Origin of the sequence: Streptococcus mitis SK1080 (genome assembly GCF_000220085.1) — a bacterium.
Classification (GTDB): Bacteria; Bacillota; Bacilli; order Lactobacillales; family Streptococcaceae; genus Streptococcus; species Streptococcus mitis_K.
The window spans coordinates 118,046-135,282 of sequence record NZ_AFQV01000023.1 but is presented as its reverse complement, the minus strand read 5'-3'; the positions used below and the strand labels follow the sequence as shown (position 1 = coordinate 135,282).

15 protein-coding genes and 1 pseudogene are annotated in these 17,237 nt (G+C 39.2%); 1 reads left to right on the top strand and 15 read right to left on the bottom strand.

From position 1 onward, the window contains the following. Window positions 1–41: 41 nt before the first annotated feature. The 10 genes from HMPREF9957_RS09925 to HMPREF9957_RS09880 form a co-directional block, all read right to left on the bottom strand. Window positions 42–545 carry a GNAT family N-acetyltransferase gene (locus HMPREF9957_RS09925; protein ID WP_004242617.1) on the bottom strand — a complete coding sequence of 168 codons (504 nt, stop codon included), beginning with the start codon at window positions 543–545 and terminating at the stop codon, window positions 42–44. 196 nt (window positions 546–741) lie between these two features. Further along, the gene (gene rpsR, locus HMPREF9957_RS09920; RefSeq protein ID WP_000068664.1) at window positions 742–981 is read right to left on the bottom strand and encodes a 30S ribosomal protein S18; all 240 of its coding nucleotides are present in this window, start codon (window positions 979–981) and stop codon (window positions 742–744) included. Window positions 982–1,012: 31 nt separating this feature from the next. Beyond that, window positions 1,013–1,483 (bottom strand): single-stranded DNA-binding protein SsbA, encoded by a 471-nt coding sequence (ssbA, locus tag HMPREF9957_RS09915; protein ID WP_000609606.1) that lies wholly within the window; start codon window positions 1,481–1,483, stop codon window positions 1,013–1,015. A gap of 11 nt (window positions 1,484–1,494) precedes the next feature. Next, window positions 1,495–1,785, bottom strand: coding sequence for a 30S ribosomal protein S6 (rpsF, locus tag HMPREF9957_RS09910; protein ID WP_001151780.1), 291 nt, complete (start codon window positions 1,783–1,785; stop codon window positions 1,495–1,497). Between the two features lie 163 nt (window positions 1,786–1,948). Further along, a complete protein-coding gene (locus HMPREF9957_RS12305; RefSeq protein WP_000475595.1) occupies window positions 1,949–6,709 on the bottom strand; it encodes a mucin-binding protein in 4,761 nt (1,586 codons plus the stop codon). A 324-nt stretch (window positions 6,710–7,033) separates the two neighbouring features. After that, the gene (asnS, locus tag HMPREF9957_RS09900) at window positions 7,034–8,377 is read right to left on the bottom strand and encodes an asparagine--tRNA ligase (protein ID WP_000167142.1); all 1,344 of its coding nucleotides are present in this window, start codon (window positions 8,375–8,377) and stop codon (window positions 7,034–7,036) included. A 19-nt stretch (window positions 8,378–8,396) separates the two neighbouring features. After that, entirely contained in the window at window positions 8,397–8,762 is a 366-nt protein-coding gene (locus HMPREF9957_RS09895; protein ID WP_000565228.1) for a VOC family protein, read from the bottom strand. After that, window positions 8,755–9,942, bottom strand: a complete 1,188-nt coding sequence (locus HMPREF9957_RS09890) for a pyridoxal phosphate-dependent aminotransferase (RefSeq protein ID WP_000777454.1) — start codon at window positions 9,940–9,942, stop codon at window positions 8,755–8,757. Before HMPREF9957_RS09890 ends, HMPREF9957_RS09895 begins: the two co-directional genes overlap by 8 nt. After that, on the bottom strand, window positions 9,939–10,427 hold the full coding sequence (locus HMPREF9957_RS09885; RefSeq protein WP_000747243.1) for a cell wall elongation regulator TseB-like domain-containing protein: 489 nt from the start codon (window positions 10,425–10,427) through the stop codon (window positions 9,939–9,941). The genes HMPREF9957_RS09890 and HMPREF9957_RS09885 overlap by 4 nt, the downstream gene beginning before the upstream one ends. A 292-nt stretch (window positions 10,428–10,719) precedes the next feature. Next, window positions 10,720–11,916 (bottom strand): MFS transporter, encoded by a 1,197-nt coding sequence (locus HMPREF9957_RS09880; RefSeq protein ID WP_000908500.1) that lies wholly within the window; start codon window positions 11,914–11,916, stop codon window positions 10,720–10,722. 428 nt (window positions 11,917–12,344) lie between these two features. On the opposite strand from HMPREF9957_RS09880, the gene HMPREF9957_RS09870 reads away from it, so the two are divergent. Beyond that, window positions 12,345–12,890, top strand: a complete 546-nt coding sequence (locus tag HMPREF9957_RS09870; protein ID WP_000039640.1) for an NADPH-dependent FMN reductase — start codon at window positions 12,345–12,347, stop codon at window positions 12,888–12,890. Window positions 12,891–13,013: 123 nt separating this feature from the next. Here HMPREF9957_RS09870 and yaaA read toward each other — a convergent pair whose 3' ends face one another. From yaaA to yghU, 5 genes and pseudogenes are all read right to left on the bottom strand, one after another. Beyond that, window positions 13,014–13,742: a peroxide stress protein YaaA gene (gene yaaA / locus HMPREF9957_RS09865; protein WP_000697788.1), complete on the bottom strand. Its 729-nt coding sequence runs from the start codon at window positions 13,740–13,742 to the stop codon at window positions 13,014–13,016. A 78-nt stretch (window positions 13,743–13,820) separates the two neighbouring features. Then, the gene (locus HMPREF9957_RS09860) at window positions 13,821–13,985 is read right to left on the bottom strand and encodes a YczI family protein (RefSeq protein ID WP_000508321.1); all 165 of its coding nucleotides are present in this window, start codon (window positions 13,983–13,985) and stop codon (window positions 13,821–13,823) included. 64 nt (window positions 13,986–14,049) lie between these two features. Next, window positions 14,050–15,645, bottom strand: a complete 1,596-nt coding sequence (locus tag HMPREF9957_RS09855; protein ID WP_000821215.1) for a hypothetical protein — start codon at window positions 15,643–15,645, stop codon at window positions 14,050–14,052. An 11-nt stretch (window positions 15,646–15,656) separates the two neighbouring features. Beyond that, on the bottom strand, window positions 15,657–16,067 hold the full coding sequence (locus tag HMPREF9957_RS09850) for a peptide deformylase (protein ID WP_000412228.1): 411 nt from the start codon (window positions 16,065–16,067) through the stop codon (window positions 15,657–15,659). 227 nt (window positions 16,068–16,294) lie between these two features. Next, window positions 16,295–17,091 (bottom strand): annotated as a pseudogene (yghU, locus tag HMPREF9957_RS09845) (glutathione-dependent disulfide-bond oxidoreductase); the annotation flags it as partial. Window positions 17,092–17,237: the final 146 nt, after the last annotated feature.

Sequence of the window (17,237 nt, the reverse complement as noted above, 5' to 3'; positions counted from 1 at the left end):
AAGTAGAGAAATCCCCTATCTTCAAAGAAATTCACTATCTCTTATTCGAATTTCTTGGATAAATACAGAACTAAATCATCATTATTTTGAATAGTAGCATTCATTTCCAACGGCTGATTTCGATACCAAACGCCTGAACCATCTGGAATATAGCCTCGTTTGATGTACAATCTCTGGGCAGGTCCATAGCCTGAGTGCAAACCTACACCCAACGTCACTTTGTCTGAAAAAAACTTAACTCGATTTTCTGCCTCTTCCATCAAGAGGTTTCCAATACCTTGATTTTGAAAGGGCTCAAACACATTAAAATCTGATAATTCTGGATAGACTTCTGCAAAAGGACCATGTTTAGCAGAGGGCAAAATGGTAACGTAGCCCGCTACAGCACCATCAATCTCTGCAACTAAGACTTCTCTCTCCCCACTTTCCTGTTCCAGAAAATATCTAGCCAAAATTTCCTCTCTACCAGGCCAACCTTGATTGATAAATCCATGAGATAAGGATTCAATATCAGACTTAATCATATTTCTAATCGTACAATTCATCTTTGACTTACCCACCTTTACTCTTTCTATTACCATTATAGCACGCCAAGATCAGAAAAAAACTATCTCGTGAAAAAAAGACCCAACCGGGTCTTAATTCGCTTTCTTGTTTCCAAGCTCATGAAAAAGAGGTCCACCCGGACCTGAAAAAAAGACCCAACCGGGTCTGAAAAAGAGGTCCACCCGGACCTCTTTTTTAATCTTCGTTTACGAAAGGCATCAAAGCCATTACGCGAGCGCGTTTGATAGCTGTTGTTACTTTACGTTGATTTTTAGCTGAAGTTCCTGTTACACGACGAGGAAGGATTTTCCCACGTTCTGAAACGAAACGGCTAAGAAGCTCAGTATCTTTGTAATCAACATATTCAATTTTGTTTGCTGCGATGTAATCAACTTTTTTACGGCGTTTGAATCCGCCACGACGTTGTTGAGCCATGTTTTTTCTCCTTTATAATTTTAGTTGTCCATTAGAATGGTAAATCATCATCTGAAATATCCAACGGATTTGTTGCTCCAAATGGATTTTCATCACGTGAAAAGTCTGGTACTGAATTTGTAGGTGCTGAATAGTTTGCAGTTGGTGCAGAGTAAGCTCCACCTGTGTGACCCTCACGCACACTACGGCTTTCCAACATTTGGAAATTCTCAGCCACGACCTCTGTCACGTAGACACGTTGTCCTTGCTGGTTATCGTAACTACGAGTCTGGATACGGCCTGTCACCCCGATAAGCGAGCCTTTTTTAGCCCAGTTAGCAAGATTTTCAGCCTGTTGGCGCCACATAACGACATTGATAAAATCAGCCTCACGTTCGCCATTTTGACTCTTAAATGTACGGTTTACTGCAAGAGTAAAAGTCGCAACTGCTACATTTGATGGGGTATAACGCAACTCAGCGTCACGTGTCATACGCCCTACAAGTACAACATTGTTAATCATAGTTTACCTTCTTACGCGTCAGTTTTGACGATCATGTGACGAAGAATGTCAGCGTTGATTTTTGAAAGACGGTCAAACTCTTTAAGAGCTACGTCGTCGTTTGCTTCAACGTTAACGATGTGGTAAAGTCCTTCACGGAAATCTTTGATTTCGTATGCAAGACGACGTTTTTCCCAAGATTTTGATTCAACAACAGTTGCACCGTTGTCAGTCAAAATAGAGTCAAAACGTGCTACCAAAGCGTTTTTAGCTTCTTCTTCAATGTTTGGACGAATGATATAAAGAATTTCGTATTTAGCCATTGATATGTTCCTCCTTTTGGTCTAATGACCCCAAGACTTTGCAAGGGGTAAGTGAGGTTCGCTCACAATAAACTATTATACTAGAAAAAATTTTTTTACGCAAGTAAAAACACTAAAATAAAAAAAGAAGATGACGAATCATCTTCTCAAAAACTATGAGTTTTTAGTCCTCTTTTTTCTTGCGAGCAAGAAATCCAAATCCACTCAAAGCTCCAAGGAGTCCAAGTGCAGCTAGACTAGCATTAGCTTCTGTACCTGTGTTAGGTAACTCTTTTTGACCTTCAACATATTTAGGTGTTGCTGGTTGAGTAGCTGAATCAGTTGCTACTGATGTTTCAGCTGGTGTTGGAACAGCAGGTTGGGTTGGAGTTGTTGGTTGTTCCGGTTGCACTGGAGCTACTGGTTGTTCAGGAGTCTCTGGTGTTGATGGAACTGGTGCTGGTTCCGGCTTAGGCTCTAGTTTAGGCTCTGGCTTAGGCTCTGGTTTAGGCTCTGGCTTAGGCTCTGGCTTAGGCTCTGGTTTAGGCTCTGGCTTAGGCTCTGGTTTAGGCTCTGGCTTAGGCTCTGGCTTAGGCTCTGGCTTAGGCTCTGGCTTAGGCTCTGGCTTAGGCTCTGGCTTAGGCTCTGGCTTAGGCTCTGGTTTAGGCTCTGGTTTAGGCTCTGGTTTAGGCTCTGGTTTAGGCTCTGGTTTTGTATCTGCTTCATAGTATACATCAATTGTTTTATCATCTGTTGTTGATGTTACTTCTGTCGCTTCTACTCTTGTGACACTTGGAACTTTGTAGTTTGCTATTGATTCTGGTATTACTTCTGACCAACTGCCCTTGCTCCATTCTCCGTATGTAACTTCTCCAGTGACTTTGTTTGTTGTTTTTGTTCTTGATAACGTCACGCTTTGTACCGCTGGATCTTTCAAGACTTTATTTGTACCTTTTTCTAGGTAGTTGATCCTACGTGTGATGACTTTTGTTTCTACTTCGTCTTCTTTTGCTTGTGGATACTTCACGACTACTTCGGCATTTTCCATTGTTGGTGTTACTGCCACTGACGCTACACTTGCTTTATCTGGTGTTCCATAGTTTGCTACTGTTGGCGAAGCTTGTTCTGCCCAACTTCCTTGTGACCATGTTCCTTCTTCAAGTGCATTCGTTACTTTGTTTCGCTTGTTTGTTCTTGTTAGCGTAACATTCTGAACAACTTTTGGCGATACTTCTGTAGTTTCGTCGTTTGCATCTACATACTTAATTGTACGCGTGATGACTTTTGTTTCTACTTCGTCTTCTTTTGCTTGTGGATACTTCACGACTACTTCGGCATTTTCCATTGTTGGTGTTACTGCCACTGACTCTACACTTGCTTTATCTGGTGTTCCATAGTTTGCTACGGTTGGTGAAGCTTGTTCTGCCCAACTTCCTTGTGACCATGTTCCTTCTTCAAGTGCATTCGTTACTTTGTTTCGCTTGTTTGTTCTTGTTAGCGTAACATTCTGAACAACTTTTGGTGATACTTCTGTAGTTTCGTCGCTTGCATCTACATACTTAATTGTACGCGTGATGACTTTTGTTTCTGGAACATTTTCATACAAAGTATCATAAACATAAGTCACTGTAATTTCTTCACTGTTAATAATACCTTCAACCGGAGCCGAAGTTTCTTTGACTCGCATATATCTATACGCTATGCCATTATATGTAAATTCATCAGGACGATATTCTTCTGTATCTACATTATAATCTTTTGTATAAGCTCTTTTTTCAATAGCTGTTATTGTTGGTTTAATCGCATTTCCCTGCATATCTTCATATGCAATTTTGACAGCTCCATTTTTTATATTTTCTATTTTAATAGTAACAGAAGCTACATTCGCCTCATTATATATTTCCTCCGCATTTGTTTTTGCTGCTGCTGAAATATAAGCTACCTGTTTATCTTTTGCATCTTTAGAAATTCTTGCTGGTACTAAAAATTCATTTGATAATCCCGGATTTAATGTAGTTCCTTGATTAGAAACAAACTTAACTGCTGTAACCTTGCTCCAATCTGTCACTTGATCAGCTGTTAAAGTTGTTGCTGTAGCAACTTCATTTGCATTTCCATTAATTGGAGAAGTTGAGTAGTATGCTGTCCATCCTGCAGGAGCTATTGCTTCTCCTGTAGCTTCCACATCAAATGCAGAATTACGAGCTATACTTGTATCAACAATATTCTTGTCCCCTTGTTTAGGTAATGTCACAAGCACTTCATTATTCGATAATTTTGAATTATCTGTATTTGATAATGTAAAACGATATGTCACATCTGTTTTTGGAGCTAAATTCTGTAACGATGTTGTGTAACCTTCTCGTTGATCATTTTTATCGGTTACATCTACGTGTAATCGTGTCGCTGATGTATTACTTACAGGAATTTCATAAGTGAAAGTTGATGTATTGATAATTGTCTTATCTCCATCAAACTCATTATTAGGATTTAACCCATGTAGGAATCTATTTTCATCCCAAACTAATGTATATTTCAAACGATAACTACCTGTTTGAACCCATTGTGCTACATTAAACTCTAAATTCGGAGTTACATTCTCACGAGTATTTGAATCTTTCGGGTCAATAATCAATACACGTTTACCAGTATTTTGATAATTATCATCTTTAGTTACAAGTGGGCTATCTCCTGCATAACTAAAGCCATCCGGCAATTCCACAATAATTTTAGGATTCTTCGCTCCAAGATAATCTAATTTTTTATCAGTAGTAGCAAGGTGTGATGTCAATGTACTATATACACGATTCCCTAAACCTGAAGGTGAGTAATCATAAGCTTCTATTCCAGAACTTAATGATTGTGTTTTATTCCCTGCTAGAACCGTTTCTATTTTCCCAGTTCTCGATGTCAGTTTTAAAGCTGTTCTAGTATCTGCTAAAATCGTTTTAGAAATACTTGTATTGACCACATCTGTATCTTGAGTTGAAACTTTTGCAGTAACGATACTCTTAGCTTCTTTTCCTTCTAAAACCATTTGTTTAGCTTTTTCTAAGCCTTTTAAGTTTTGATGTAAATAAATACCCGCTTGACTAAGCGTATCATTTGTAAATGTCATTTCACCTTTTGGCTTTAATAAAACTCGGGTTGTACCTTCAGGTAAATCTATTGAAGTACCTCCATTCTTTTTAAATGCGATCTCTCCAATTTTTGTTTCATTTGTTCCAGTCACTGTATACACTTCAAAAGTATTACTTGTTCCTAGATTATCCGGTGCATACCAAGCTGCATATGCTCCATTCTTATTCCAAGTCCCATAAAATTCAATTGATCTCTTTTGATCAAAATCACTATCAATCGTTAATTCAACTTCCTTAACTTTTGTTGGAGTATCTACACTTCTCCAGAAAACAATAATTCTCTTATCATCTGTTTCCGTATTAATTCCAGGAATTGCTATATTCACTCTATTTTCATGATTTTGTTCATTAGTATAGTTATTAATTACTAATGGAGGTTGTGCTCCTGCTACATTTGGCGTTGCTCCATCTCCGTTATCTTTATATGGATTCACAGCCTTCACAACTAACGAAGTTGTTCCTTGACTTGTATTCGTTTCTCCTGATTTATCTGTATAAGTTACATTATCTGTAAAAGTAAATTCTTTTCCTTTAAGAAACTCTTCTAAGGTTCCTGTTTGACGCATGTTTAAGCGAAGTGTATCATCACTAGTATTATTTCCTTGATCAAATACAGGTTTCGCATCTGGTATTATTCTTGTATAACGAGCAATATTTCCTTCCTGTGTCCATCCTGCATTCTTAGATGTTTCTGATACTATAGCTCCTGTCGGTAAAGTAATAGCATGTTGTATTTTATTGACAGCAGCAACTTCTTTATTTAATGTCGTTAATTTTAAAACTAATTCTTTATTCTTAGTTTCATCAATAGAGTCGCCGGGTGCATTTGTGTTAAATAAAGCTAAATCTCTAGCACCACTTTCACTGTCCACATGAATACTAGCATATCCACTCTTATTTGTATTTGCTACCACTGACTTAGTAGTCTTTTCAGGTGAAATTGGATTCCCATTTTTATCCATCACTTGAGAAGTGATAGAAGTTTGAGAATTACGGCCAGTTCTATATTTATCAAATTTATAACTAATATTGAAATTACCATAAGAACCACTTGGAACTTCTCCAGTATAAATCTTATACTGTGTATCCGTTACTTTTTCCACTCTTAAAGCTGTACCAAATTGTACATCAGTAATAGGTTCATTCTCAGGTAAATTCACTAAAATATAAGAACCTTCTTCTAATTTTGAAGGAGCTGATACATCTAATCTAAATGTTGAGATGATCTGTTCTCCTACATTATATTCTGTTTGATTTCCGACAAGATGCCCTTGTAAACTGACTCTATTTTCAGCAGTTGGTTGTGTTTGATTAGCAGTAGCTGATGTAGAATCTGAATTATTAGAATTTTCTATAGTAGCTACAGATTCTGTTGTAGTATTCGGTTGATTTGTTGTAGTAACCGGTACATATGTAATTTTATATTTATTTATTCCAACAAGTTGTAAGCTTGTCGCAGTAAATCCTGGATAATCTTTCTTTAATTGATCAAGATTTTCTGAAAAATTTGATTTTAAAATAGCTACATCTTCTACTACACCACCTGGTTTCTCATGTGTCACCATTACAAATTCTTGCGCGTCTACTACTTCTGAATTACCAGTTCCAGTTCTGTTGTAACCACTATCTGTTACATTTGCAATCGATGCATCTTTTTCACTAGCTTCAACATGATAACCAAACAAAAATCCTGCCCCGATTAAAACACTCGCAGCACCAACTTTTAATTTTTTGATCGAATATTTTTCGTATCTATTGCCACAAAAATATCGATGATCTTTTTGTTGTCTCGACAATTTAAACATTGTTTACCACCTTATATATATATATATATATATATATATGCACTCGCGAGTACAGATATATTTTGTTAATTGTATCATATTCCAACGTAATTTTTAAGTAATTGGTCTATTTTTTCAAAAAAAAGATTATTTTTGTGTCCTAGGTACAGAAAAATAATATTATTAGGCTACTTCCAAGTATGCTTGAATGTATATTTATATATATTGCATAAAAATGCAAATAAATAGGGTGATAAATCATCTTTTAAAAAATTATAATATTTTTCAATTTCGACATCAAAAAAAGTAAAAGGCCGATAGAACCTTTTACTTTTATCTCATTATTTATGGTTTAATACGGTGCAACATACGTGGGAACGGAATGGCTTCACGGATGTGTTTTGTTCCTGCCGCGAAGGTTACCATACGCTCGATACCGATACCAAATCCACCGTGTGGAACTGTACCGTATTTACGAAGGTCAAGGTAGAATTCGTACTCTGTACGATCCATACCAAGTTCATCCATCTTAGCTACAAGAGCATCGTAGTCTTCCTCACGCATAGACCCACCGATAATTTCTCCATAGCCTTCTGGGGCAAGCAAGTCCGCACAAAGCACGCGCTCTGGATTTCCAGGAACTGGTTTCATGTAGAAGGCCTTGATGGCTGCTGGATAGTTCATGACAAATGTTGGCACACCAAAGTGGTTTGAGATCCAAGTTTCATGTGGTGAACCAAAGTCATCACCATGCTCAAGATGCTCGTAGTCAGCATCTTCATCATTTTCATGCTCTTGCAAGAGGTCAATAGCTTGATCGTAAGTGATACGTTTGAATGGCTCTGCAATGTAGCGTTTCAAGAGTTCTGTATCACGTTCCAAGGTTTCCAAGGCTTGAGGCGCACGGTCAAGAACACCTTGAAGAAGAGCTTTTACATAAGCTTCTTGCAAGTCAAGCGACTCATCATGTGTCAAGTATGAGTACTCAGCATCCATCATCCAGAACTCAGTCAAGTGACGACGTGTTTTTGATTTTTCAGCACGGAAAACTGGACCAAAGTCAAAGACACGGCCAAGGGCCATAGCTCCTGCTTCCAAGTAAAGCTGACCTGATTGGCTCAAGTAGGCTGGCGTTCCGAAGTAGTCTGTTTCAAAGAGTTCCGTTGAATCTTCAGCCGCATTTCCTGAAAGAATTGGGCTATCAAACTTCATGAAGCCGTTCTTGTCAAAGAACTCATAAGTTGCGTAGATGATAGCGTTACGAATTTGCATCACAGCTACTTGCTTACGAGAACGGAGCCACAAGTGACGGTTGTCCATCAAGAAGTCTGTTCCATGTTCTTTTGGTGTGATTGGGTAGTCTTGAGATTCACCAATCACTTCGATGTCTGTAATGTCCAACTCATAACCAAATTTAGAACGTTCGTCTTCTTTGACAATTCCTGTCACATAAACAGAAGTTTCTTGGCTCAAGCGTTTGATGATATCAAACTTCTCAAGTCCCACTTCTTCACCAAATTTTTCGACAAAGTTTGGTTTAAAGGCTACACCTTGAAAGAAGGCTGTTCCATCACGCAATTGCAAGAAGGCGATTTTCCCTTTTCCTGATTTGTTGGCAACCCAAGCGCCAATCGTCACTTCCTGACCAACATAGTCTTTTACATCAATAATCGTTACACGTTTTGTCATTGTTTTTCCTTTTTCTTTTTTATTCTTTATGGCAAACCACTTCTATATTGTTCCCATCTGGGTCAATCACAAAAGCAGCGTAGTAAATCGGATGCTCACTGCGATAGCCAGGATCTCCATTGTCTCGCCCACCTGCCTCTAAACCAGCCTCATAACAAGCTTGAACCTCTTCCTTATTTTCTGCTAAAAAAGCAAAGTGAATAGGATTTTGCTTCCCCTGAGCCAGCCAAAAATCACCACCAGGATGAGGGCTGTTTGGGGCAAGAAAACTGATTAGAGAAGTGGTCTTAAAAGCCAATTTATAGCCCAAAGGAGCGAGAAAACTCCTATAAAATCCTTCTGAAATTTGTAAATCCTTTACCTTAATTTCAAAATGATCAATCATTCTCACTACCCATAAATGCTTTCAAGCGTTTAACTGCTTCTTTAAGCGTGTCTAGGTCTGTCGCATAACTGAGGCGCACATTTTCTGGTGCTCCGAATCCTGCTCCTGTAATCAAGGCTAGACCAACTTCTTCAAGAATAGCCGTCGTAAATGCTGTTACATCGCTATAACCTTTCATCTCCATAGCTTTTTTGACATTTGGAAAGAGATAGAAAGCTCCTTGTGGTTTGACAACTTCAAAACCAGGGACTTCACACAAGAGTGGATAGATGGTATTGAGACGTTCTTCAAATGCTTGACGCATAACTTCCACAGAATCTTGCGGTCCAGTTAGGGCTTCGATAGTTGCATATTGTGAAACAGCAGTTAGGTTAGAAGTTGTTTGACCTGTCAATTTGCTCATAGCAGCAATGATTTCTGGATCACCCACTGCATAACCTACCCGCCAACCCGTCATTGCATAGGCCTTAGATACACCGTTAATGACAATGGTTTGCTTGCGAATGGCTTCTGATAGACTAGAGATTGGTACGAACTCATTCCCGTTATAGACCAAACGACCATAAATATCATCTGCTAAGATGAGAATGTCATGTTCAACTGCCCAATTTCCGATAGCCAAGAGTTCCTCGCGAGTGTAAATCATACCAGTCGGATTAGATGGCGAATTCAGCACCAAAACCTTGGTTTTGTCTGTGCGAGCTGCTTCCAACTGCTCTACGGTCACCTTAAAGTGATTGTCTTCCTTAGCAGGAACAAAGACTGGCACACCTTCTGCCATCTTGACCTGATCTCCATAGCTGACCCAATATGGGGTTGGGATGATAACTTCATCACCTGGATTGACCACAGCCATAAAGAAAGTATAGAGGGAGAACTTGGCACCTGTGGCAAAGGTAACCTCATTACTTGCGACAGAATAGCCATAGTAACGCTCGAAGTAGGTATTCACTGCAGCTTTTAATTCTGGTAGACCTGAAGCTACTGTATAGAAGGAAGCCTGTCCTTCTCGAATAGCTTTAACTGCTGCATCTTGAATATTTTTGGGAGTATGGAAATCGGGCTGACCTAAAGTTAAGAAAAGTACATCTTTTCCTTCAGCCTTTAACTTCTTTGCTCTCGCATCACTAGCTAAAGTAACACTTTCTTCCATTTCTAAAACACGCTTGGATAGTTTCATAGGCCCTCCTTATCGACCAATGCTCCTGTTTCAAAATCTACTAGATAAAAATCAGAGCCTGACTTGACTTCCCAGATTGGCTTATCTTGATAACGACCAAAAGTAATCTTATCAATTTCGCCAGCTCCTTTTTCCTTAGAAACCGCTTCTGCTTTTTCTTGTGAAACACCTTGATTTAGCTGATAAACGTAGATCTTATGGTCATCTTTCCCAATCAGGACAGCAAGTGCTTCTTGTTTTTTATTACGACCAAGAACGCTGTAATAAGATTCCAAGCCATTGTATAAGTCAACCTGATCAGCCTGCTCTAATCCTGCATACTGCTGAGCTAATTTTTCTCCTTCACTTTTAGCTGTTTGATAAGGTTTCATACTCAGAAACACTAGATACAGAAAGGAAGCACTGATAACCACAAACAAAATCGTCATCCCTAGACCATACTGCCACAGTAGATTATTTTTTGCTTTGTTTTGTCTTTTTTTCACTCGTCTATTTTACCATCTATCTTGCTTTATTACAAGTGAATATAAGAATACTCTGCGAAAATCCAATTCAAACTTTGTCAGCGTCGCCTTGCCGTACCCAAGTACTGTCTGCGGCTAGCTTCCTAGTTTGCTCTTTGATTTTCATTGAGTATAAGAAACCAATTCTATTTCTCCCTTCAAAGCAAACAGATTTTTCTTAGTTAAAACCGAGCAAGAAAATTAAAGACAGCTCCAAAATCAACCTATTAAAAAACCTGAGCTTGGCACTCAAGTTTTCGTAAGTTCTTTTAATCTATGGAATTATTTTATCATCTATTCTTTTAGCCATTTTTCCTAAAAATACAGGCAGTAGAAGGCTAATCATGACTAAAAAGAATCCTAGATAAAGAAATGTTACTACAAAGCCTAAATGATCAATCAACCAGCCTGTCAGTGGGAAGAAGACAATCATACTCAGGCTAAACATCATAGAGTAGACACTCAGCATGGTTGCCCTTACTTCACTTGGAAGGCGCTCTTGCAAATCGTTGTCAAAAATCGGCTGAAAAAGAGCATATAGAGCATTACTAATCAAATAAATCAAAATATAGATTAGAGGTGTTCCAAAATAGGACAGTAGGTAGGTAACTCCAGTCAGCAGGACGAGGACAGGGAAAAGCTTCAAGGCAGCATAGTTCTTTCCAATCCTACTCGCTAGATAGACTGCGACGATATTCAAGAGACTACCAAGTAGCATAACTGCTGAAATTTGCCAACCACTTAAATCTGGTAACTGATTTTGATAGTAAAAGTAAAACATGCACATGAGTACTCCGACAATCTGAGACAAAATCATCCAGTTGAACAGCATGGGATTTCGCTTCAACTCATCCTTAACGGTCCAAATAATCTGTTTCATGCTCACACTATCAGCTTTTTCTAGCTTGACACTAGGTTCTTTCAGCATCCAAATCAGGAAAAGAACTATGATAGAAGTCGCAATCATGATATAGTAGGTCAGGTGCAATTGACCATGGACAAAAAATCCCGCCAACACTGTCCCCAAAGACCGAGTTCCTTCTGACACTCCTGACATAAAACTTGAAATAGATAAGTAACGCTCCTTTAGTCCAGCCTCTACAGCCGAGTCATAGACCATTGCTGCGCTTGTGCCTGAATCAAAATTATAAGACAAGGCACTCACCGCCATTGCTAGTGCATAAATCCAAAAATTTCCCTGCCCAGCCAACATGAGAATAGAAGACACAATCCCTGCTATACGACTTAAATAAAGGTTGGTCTTATAGGAATAGCGGTCAGCTAACATTCCAGATGGAATTTCACAGAGAAGACTGGTCGTATGAAAAATACTTTCCAGAAGTCCAATCTGCCAAAGAGACATTCCGTTTTGACTGAGAAAGAGAATCCAAAAACTGGTAATCCCTAAAAATGCAAAAAACTCAACTCCGGCCATCAGGCCAATATTTTTCCGATAATTTCTTATTAACATCTTTTCTCCTTAACAAGTGTATTATTATTTCTTTTGTCCGTCACTTGTTAATCTGTGCCTTACATGATCTCCACCCCTTTTTAGAAGCATTCTTCAATGCCATTATTGTTCCTTTAATAATTTATGAAATGATACCGGAAAATAGCTGTTCTGCGGTTTCTATTGCGAGTTTTCTTGTTTATTTTAGCACTTATGTCATCATATTACAAGAGAATATAGGAACAATCGCACTTTATTTCTTCCTGCAAAGCAAACCAGAATCCAAAAAACAGTTCTTACTTTTCCAGTGGCAACTGACCAGAGCTTCTGTAATTTTATAATTTTCAAATAAACTCTGAGCAAATTTCTTGCAAGTCCTTTTGTTTTGTTGTAATATATTTCATAACAACGAGAGAGCTCTCGGAAATTTAAGAAAAAGGAGACACATCATGTCTAAAAAAGTATTATTTATCGTCGGATCACTACGTCAAGGTTCTTTCAACCACCAAATGGCTCTCGAAGCTGAGAAAGCACTTGCTGGTAAAGCAGAAGTTAGCTACCTTGATTATTCATCCCTTCCTCTCTTCAGCCAAGATTTGGAAGTTCCAACACATCCAGCTGTAGCGGCTGCTCGCGAAGCGGTTCTCGCTGCGGATGCCATCTGGATCTTCTCGCCAGTCTACAACTTCTCTATCCCTGGAACAGTGAAAAACTTGCTTGACTGGCTATCTCGTGCCCTTGACTTATCTGATACACGTGGTGCTTCTGCTCTTCAAGACAAGTTTGTCACAGTATCATCTGTAGCCAATGCAGGTCACGATCAACTTTTCGCTATTTACAAAGACCTCTTGCCATTTATCCGTACACAAGTCGTTGGTGATTTCACTGCTGCACGTGTCAATGACTCTGCCTGGGCAGACGGAAAATTGGTTCTCGAAGAATCAGTCCTAAACTCACTTGAAAAACAAGCTCAAGACTTGGTCAATGCGATCTAGTAACACATAATAAAAGCGAACAAGACTACTTTTCTGACACTCAGAAGACTAGCTTGTTCGCTTTTTTCTCATTTATAAACTAAAATAGCTGATGATACATATTGCCAAATACAAAATATCTTTTCATACTTCCTTTACAAAAACCAATTCCTGTGGCTGTGACAAATCTTCTCGGTAGTTAAATCCTGCAAAGCTTAAGCGACGAGCTTCCTCAACCGTCTGTACTTGATTTTCTATCAGGGCTGTCAGGAAAGAACCACGCGCTTTCTTAGAAATGGTTGAGTGAATCTTCAGCTGACCACCTCTGCCCTCCATGAATTTGAAGGTCACCATCTTTTCTCTAATTTCCTTAGAAAATACAGTCTCAAATTCTGATGACAAGAGAGAGAAAATCACTTCTTCCTTCTTCACAGCTTCATCATAAGCTGCCTTCCAATGGCTCTTCAAAGTCTTACCAGCGACTTTCAACTTCATCAAAAAATCCAAACGGTGAGGAGCCATAGGTGACAAGACTGGAACGACACCGTACAACGCTGAGGTAATAAAGACATGGTTTTCAAGATAGGCTTGTTCTGCCTCGGTCAGTTTGTCTCGCTTGATATGACGGTACATAAGCCCATCAAAAAGTTTCAAGGCTGGGTAGTGTTGAGCAGTTTGCCTTTTCAAAGCTTGGATATGTTGAAATTCTTCCGCAGCTTTCTCGGCTGAAACTTTGTAAAAACTCTCCAATTGACTAGCAGAATAGAGGACCAAGGCATCAAGCACGGCCTGACTTTCTGGTTTTAAAGGAGTTGCCTCGATACTTGGCAAGTCTGTGTTCATTTCTTTTGCTGTTGGGATTAAAATTTTCATATCAATAGTGTAGCATATTTTTTTGCCACTACCAAGAAATTCATCTAAAAAACCTCGGTTTGACCGAGGCTTCTCTATTTATTTTGGCCATCCTAACCAGACAGCTACGAGAACAAGTGCTAGGCCAGCTAAACTTGTTAAGATAGATAAGAATTTATCTTTTTTCTCCTTGAACTGAGAAAAACCTATCTTCAAAGCGAGCAGTCCGAGTAGCATTGAAGCAAGCATCACATAAAAACCCATTTGTTTGTCCTCCATTAGTCTTAATTTACCTTATTATAACATACATTTCTTAAATAAACCTTTTTTACTGCACTTTAAAGGTCTTGAGATAGTTATCTTTTCCTACTTGACCTTCGAAGGTTTTACCATTTTCAAGGTAAGGAAGGTCATCAGATACAGAGGCCTTGACCTTGTAAATCTTGCCATCAACTTTAAAGAAGTAGACGGTGTCTCCCTTGATAACAGCTGATTTGAGGTCTGCTACCACACCCTTGATGCTTTCTGTTGTTGCACTGTCAATTTCAAGGTCGTTTTTATTGGCATACTTACTGAGCATCTCTTCCACTGTCGTAGCTACGATGACATTCTGGTACTCGACTGCGTCTACTAGAGCGTACTCTTTGACCAAGCCTGCATTGTCCTTCAAACCCATGATGTAGAGAGGCTTGTCATTGAGGTTGATGAGGATTGGGAAGGTTGCCTTGTAGGATTTCTCCTGAACAGCACCTTCGGCTGATTCACGGGCTGATTCTTCGGTCGCAGAAGCCAAGCTGTACTTAGTGATTTCTCCTGTTCGCATATTTTCAAGAATGAAACCAAGATTACTTTCATCTGCATTGGCCGATGTCACACCTGTGTAGAGGTAGATGTCATTACCGATAGACAAGTAATTATAGCCCTTGGTAGTCTGGGTCACGTTTTTCTTGGAAATCATGGCATTCCAGAAACCATCCTTGTACTTGCCGTTGTAGTTGATTTGCTCAATGGTTTCCTCAGCTGGATAAACTCTGTCCACCCATTCCGGAACATCTGCCAAGCTGTATTCCTTGGTTTCTCCATTTGTAGCATCCAAGATAATAACTGAAACAGGACGAGGAACCGCAAGTCCAAATTGCTTTTGGTAAACTGTAGCCACATAGAAAGGATTGCCCTCATCGTCCACCTCAAAAGATGGAGTCTTGAAGATTTTAGTTGGGTACTTCAAGCGTAGGTGACGTTTGACGTCACGGTTAAAATACTCCGAATCAGAATACTTGATTGGTGTCTTCAAGTCCACCAAGTCCGCATTACCAGTTACCATGTCTACCTTGATATACTCGCCGATTCCCTTGGCTTGATTGTTAAACCATTTGATAGGATCTGCGTATTCTAGTGGTGTAACCCGATAAGGTTTCCCATCAATCGTCAATTGGGTATAGGTATCTGCCGCTACGTACTGCGACACCTTATCCGTTAGGGAACCCAAGTAGCGGTCGCCAATTTTTTCAGCAGTACTTCTATCTAAGATAGGAACCTTACTAGTGTCAGTCTTAGGAAATTCAGTAAAGTCTTTTTCCGTAACCGTGACTACATTGGCATAATTTTTAGCCTGAAAAATGCTGGAAGTCACCAAGGAAACCAAGGCTGCTAAGAGAAGAATTCCTCCAATAGAAGCTAAAAGGATTTTCCCTAACCGATTGATTTTGAAACCCTCAAGATTTAAGGCAGCTTCTGCCTTGCCGTGGCGCACATGAACCGTTTTGACAAGGTTTATCCCCTTGCCAAAGCCAAATAAGATTGCTACAAGCAGCAAATGCCCACAGAGGAAAAAGAGAAATTCCCAGCTGGTTAAGTTAAGGGGCGGTAAAAAGATATACCAGGTCGTTGCGATAAAAATAAGTTCAAAGATTATCCGTTTCATTTGCTTTCCTCCTAAATGATTCGTCCTTTCAAGTGATCCAGTTCATGCTGGCAAATCTGAGCTGGGAATCCTGTCAAGGTAATGGTCTGTTCCTGCCACTTGCTGTCACGATATGCAATCCTTATGGTTTCATAACGCTTAGTAGGTCTCACACCTGTCAAGGACAAACAACCTTCTTCCGTCTCATAAGGTCCTTCAGAGGACAGGAGCACTGGGTTAAACATGACCACAGGAACCAAACCAAGATTAAAGATAATCACGCGCTTCTGCACCCCAATCATATTGGCAGCCAGACCAACACAAGTTTCTCGATTTGCTAAGAGTGTATCCTGCAAATCTCTGGCAAGATACAGGTCTTCCTGACTTGCCGGCTGAGATACCTGAGATAAAAACAAAATATCCTTCACAATTTTCTTTTCCACTTCCTCACACTCCTCTTGCTTTTTACTATATTATAGCAATTATAGCACAAAAGCTGATAACTGCAAGCCCTTTCCCTCAACTGTAGCAAAAAGCCATCCGAAGATGACTTTTTTGCTATTTATACTCAATGAAAATCAAAAAGCAAACTAGGAAGCTAGCCGTAGGCTGTACTTGAGTACGGTAAGGCGACGCTGACGTGGTTTGAATTTGATTTTCGAAGAGTATTAATTTCTTTATAAGTTACTTCTGTACCACGCTTAACAGCAGGACGATTGGCAATTTTTCTGACCATTTTACTAAATTCTGATAACTTGAGGTATCTAAGAATTTTGCAGAACCTTGGTAAAGCTTTCCTTGAACTAACTGTCCATACCAAGACCAAATAGCAATATCTGCAATCGTATAATCATTGCCTGCAATATAAGGTTTCTTAGCCAATTCCTTATCCAATAAATCCAACTGGCGTTTCACTTCCATCGTAAAACGATTAATTGGATATTCCAATTTTTCAGGGGCATAATTAAAGAAATGTCCAAATCCCCCACCTAGAAAAGGTGCTGCACCTGCTTGCCAGAATAGCCAATTCAAAACTTCTACCTTTTCCACAGGATTACTTGGTAGAAAGGCTCCAAATTTCTCAGCAAGGTACAGAAGAATATGAGCAGACTCAAAGACTCTTACTTCTTCAGTCCCAGACTGATCCAACAAGGCTGGAATCTTTGAATTTGGATTTAGCTTTACGAAGTCTGAACCGAATTGATCCCCATCCATGATAGCAATCTTATACAAGTCGTAAGCCGCTTGCTCAAAACCAGCTTCTAGTAATTCTTCCAATAAGATAGTGGCCTTTACACCATTTGGTGTTCCCAGTGAATAAAGCTGAAAAGCTTGTTCTCCTTTTGGCAAGTTTTGTTCGAAACGCGCACCTGCTGTTGATTTATTTAAGTCCGTAAAGGCTCCTTGATTACTAGCTTCATCCTGCCATACGGTCGGTATAACATTTTGAAATAACTTGCATACCATTCAACTATTTTGACTTAACTTAAGAATATTTTCAACATACACAAACAATACGATGAAACGTAAGCGTCCAATAACCAAGTATATTGAAAAACAGCTCTCCACGTGATACGGAGAGCTGTTTTTCGACAAGGTGTTTTAACAATCTG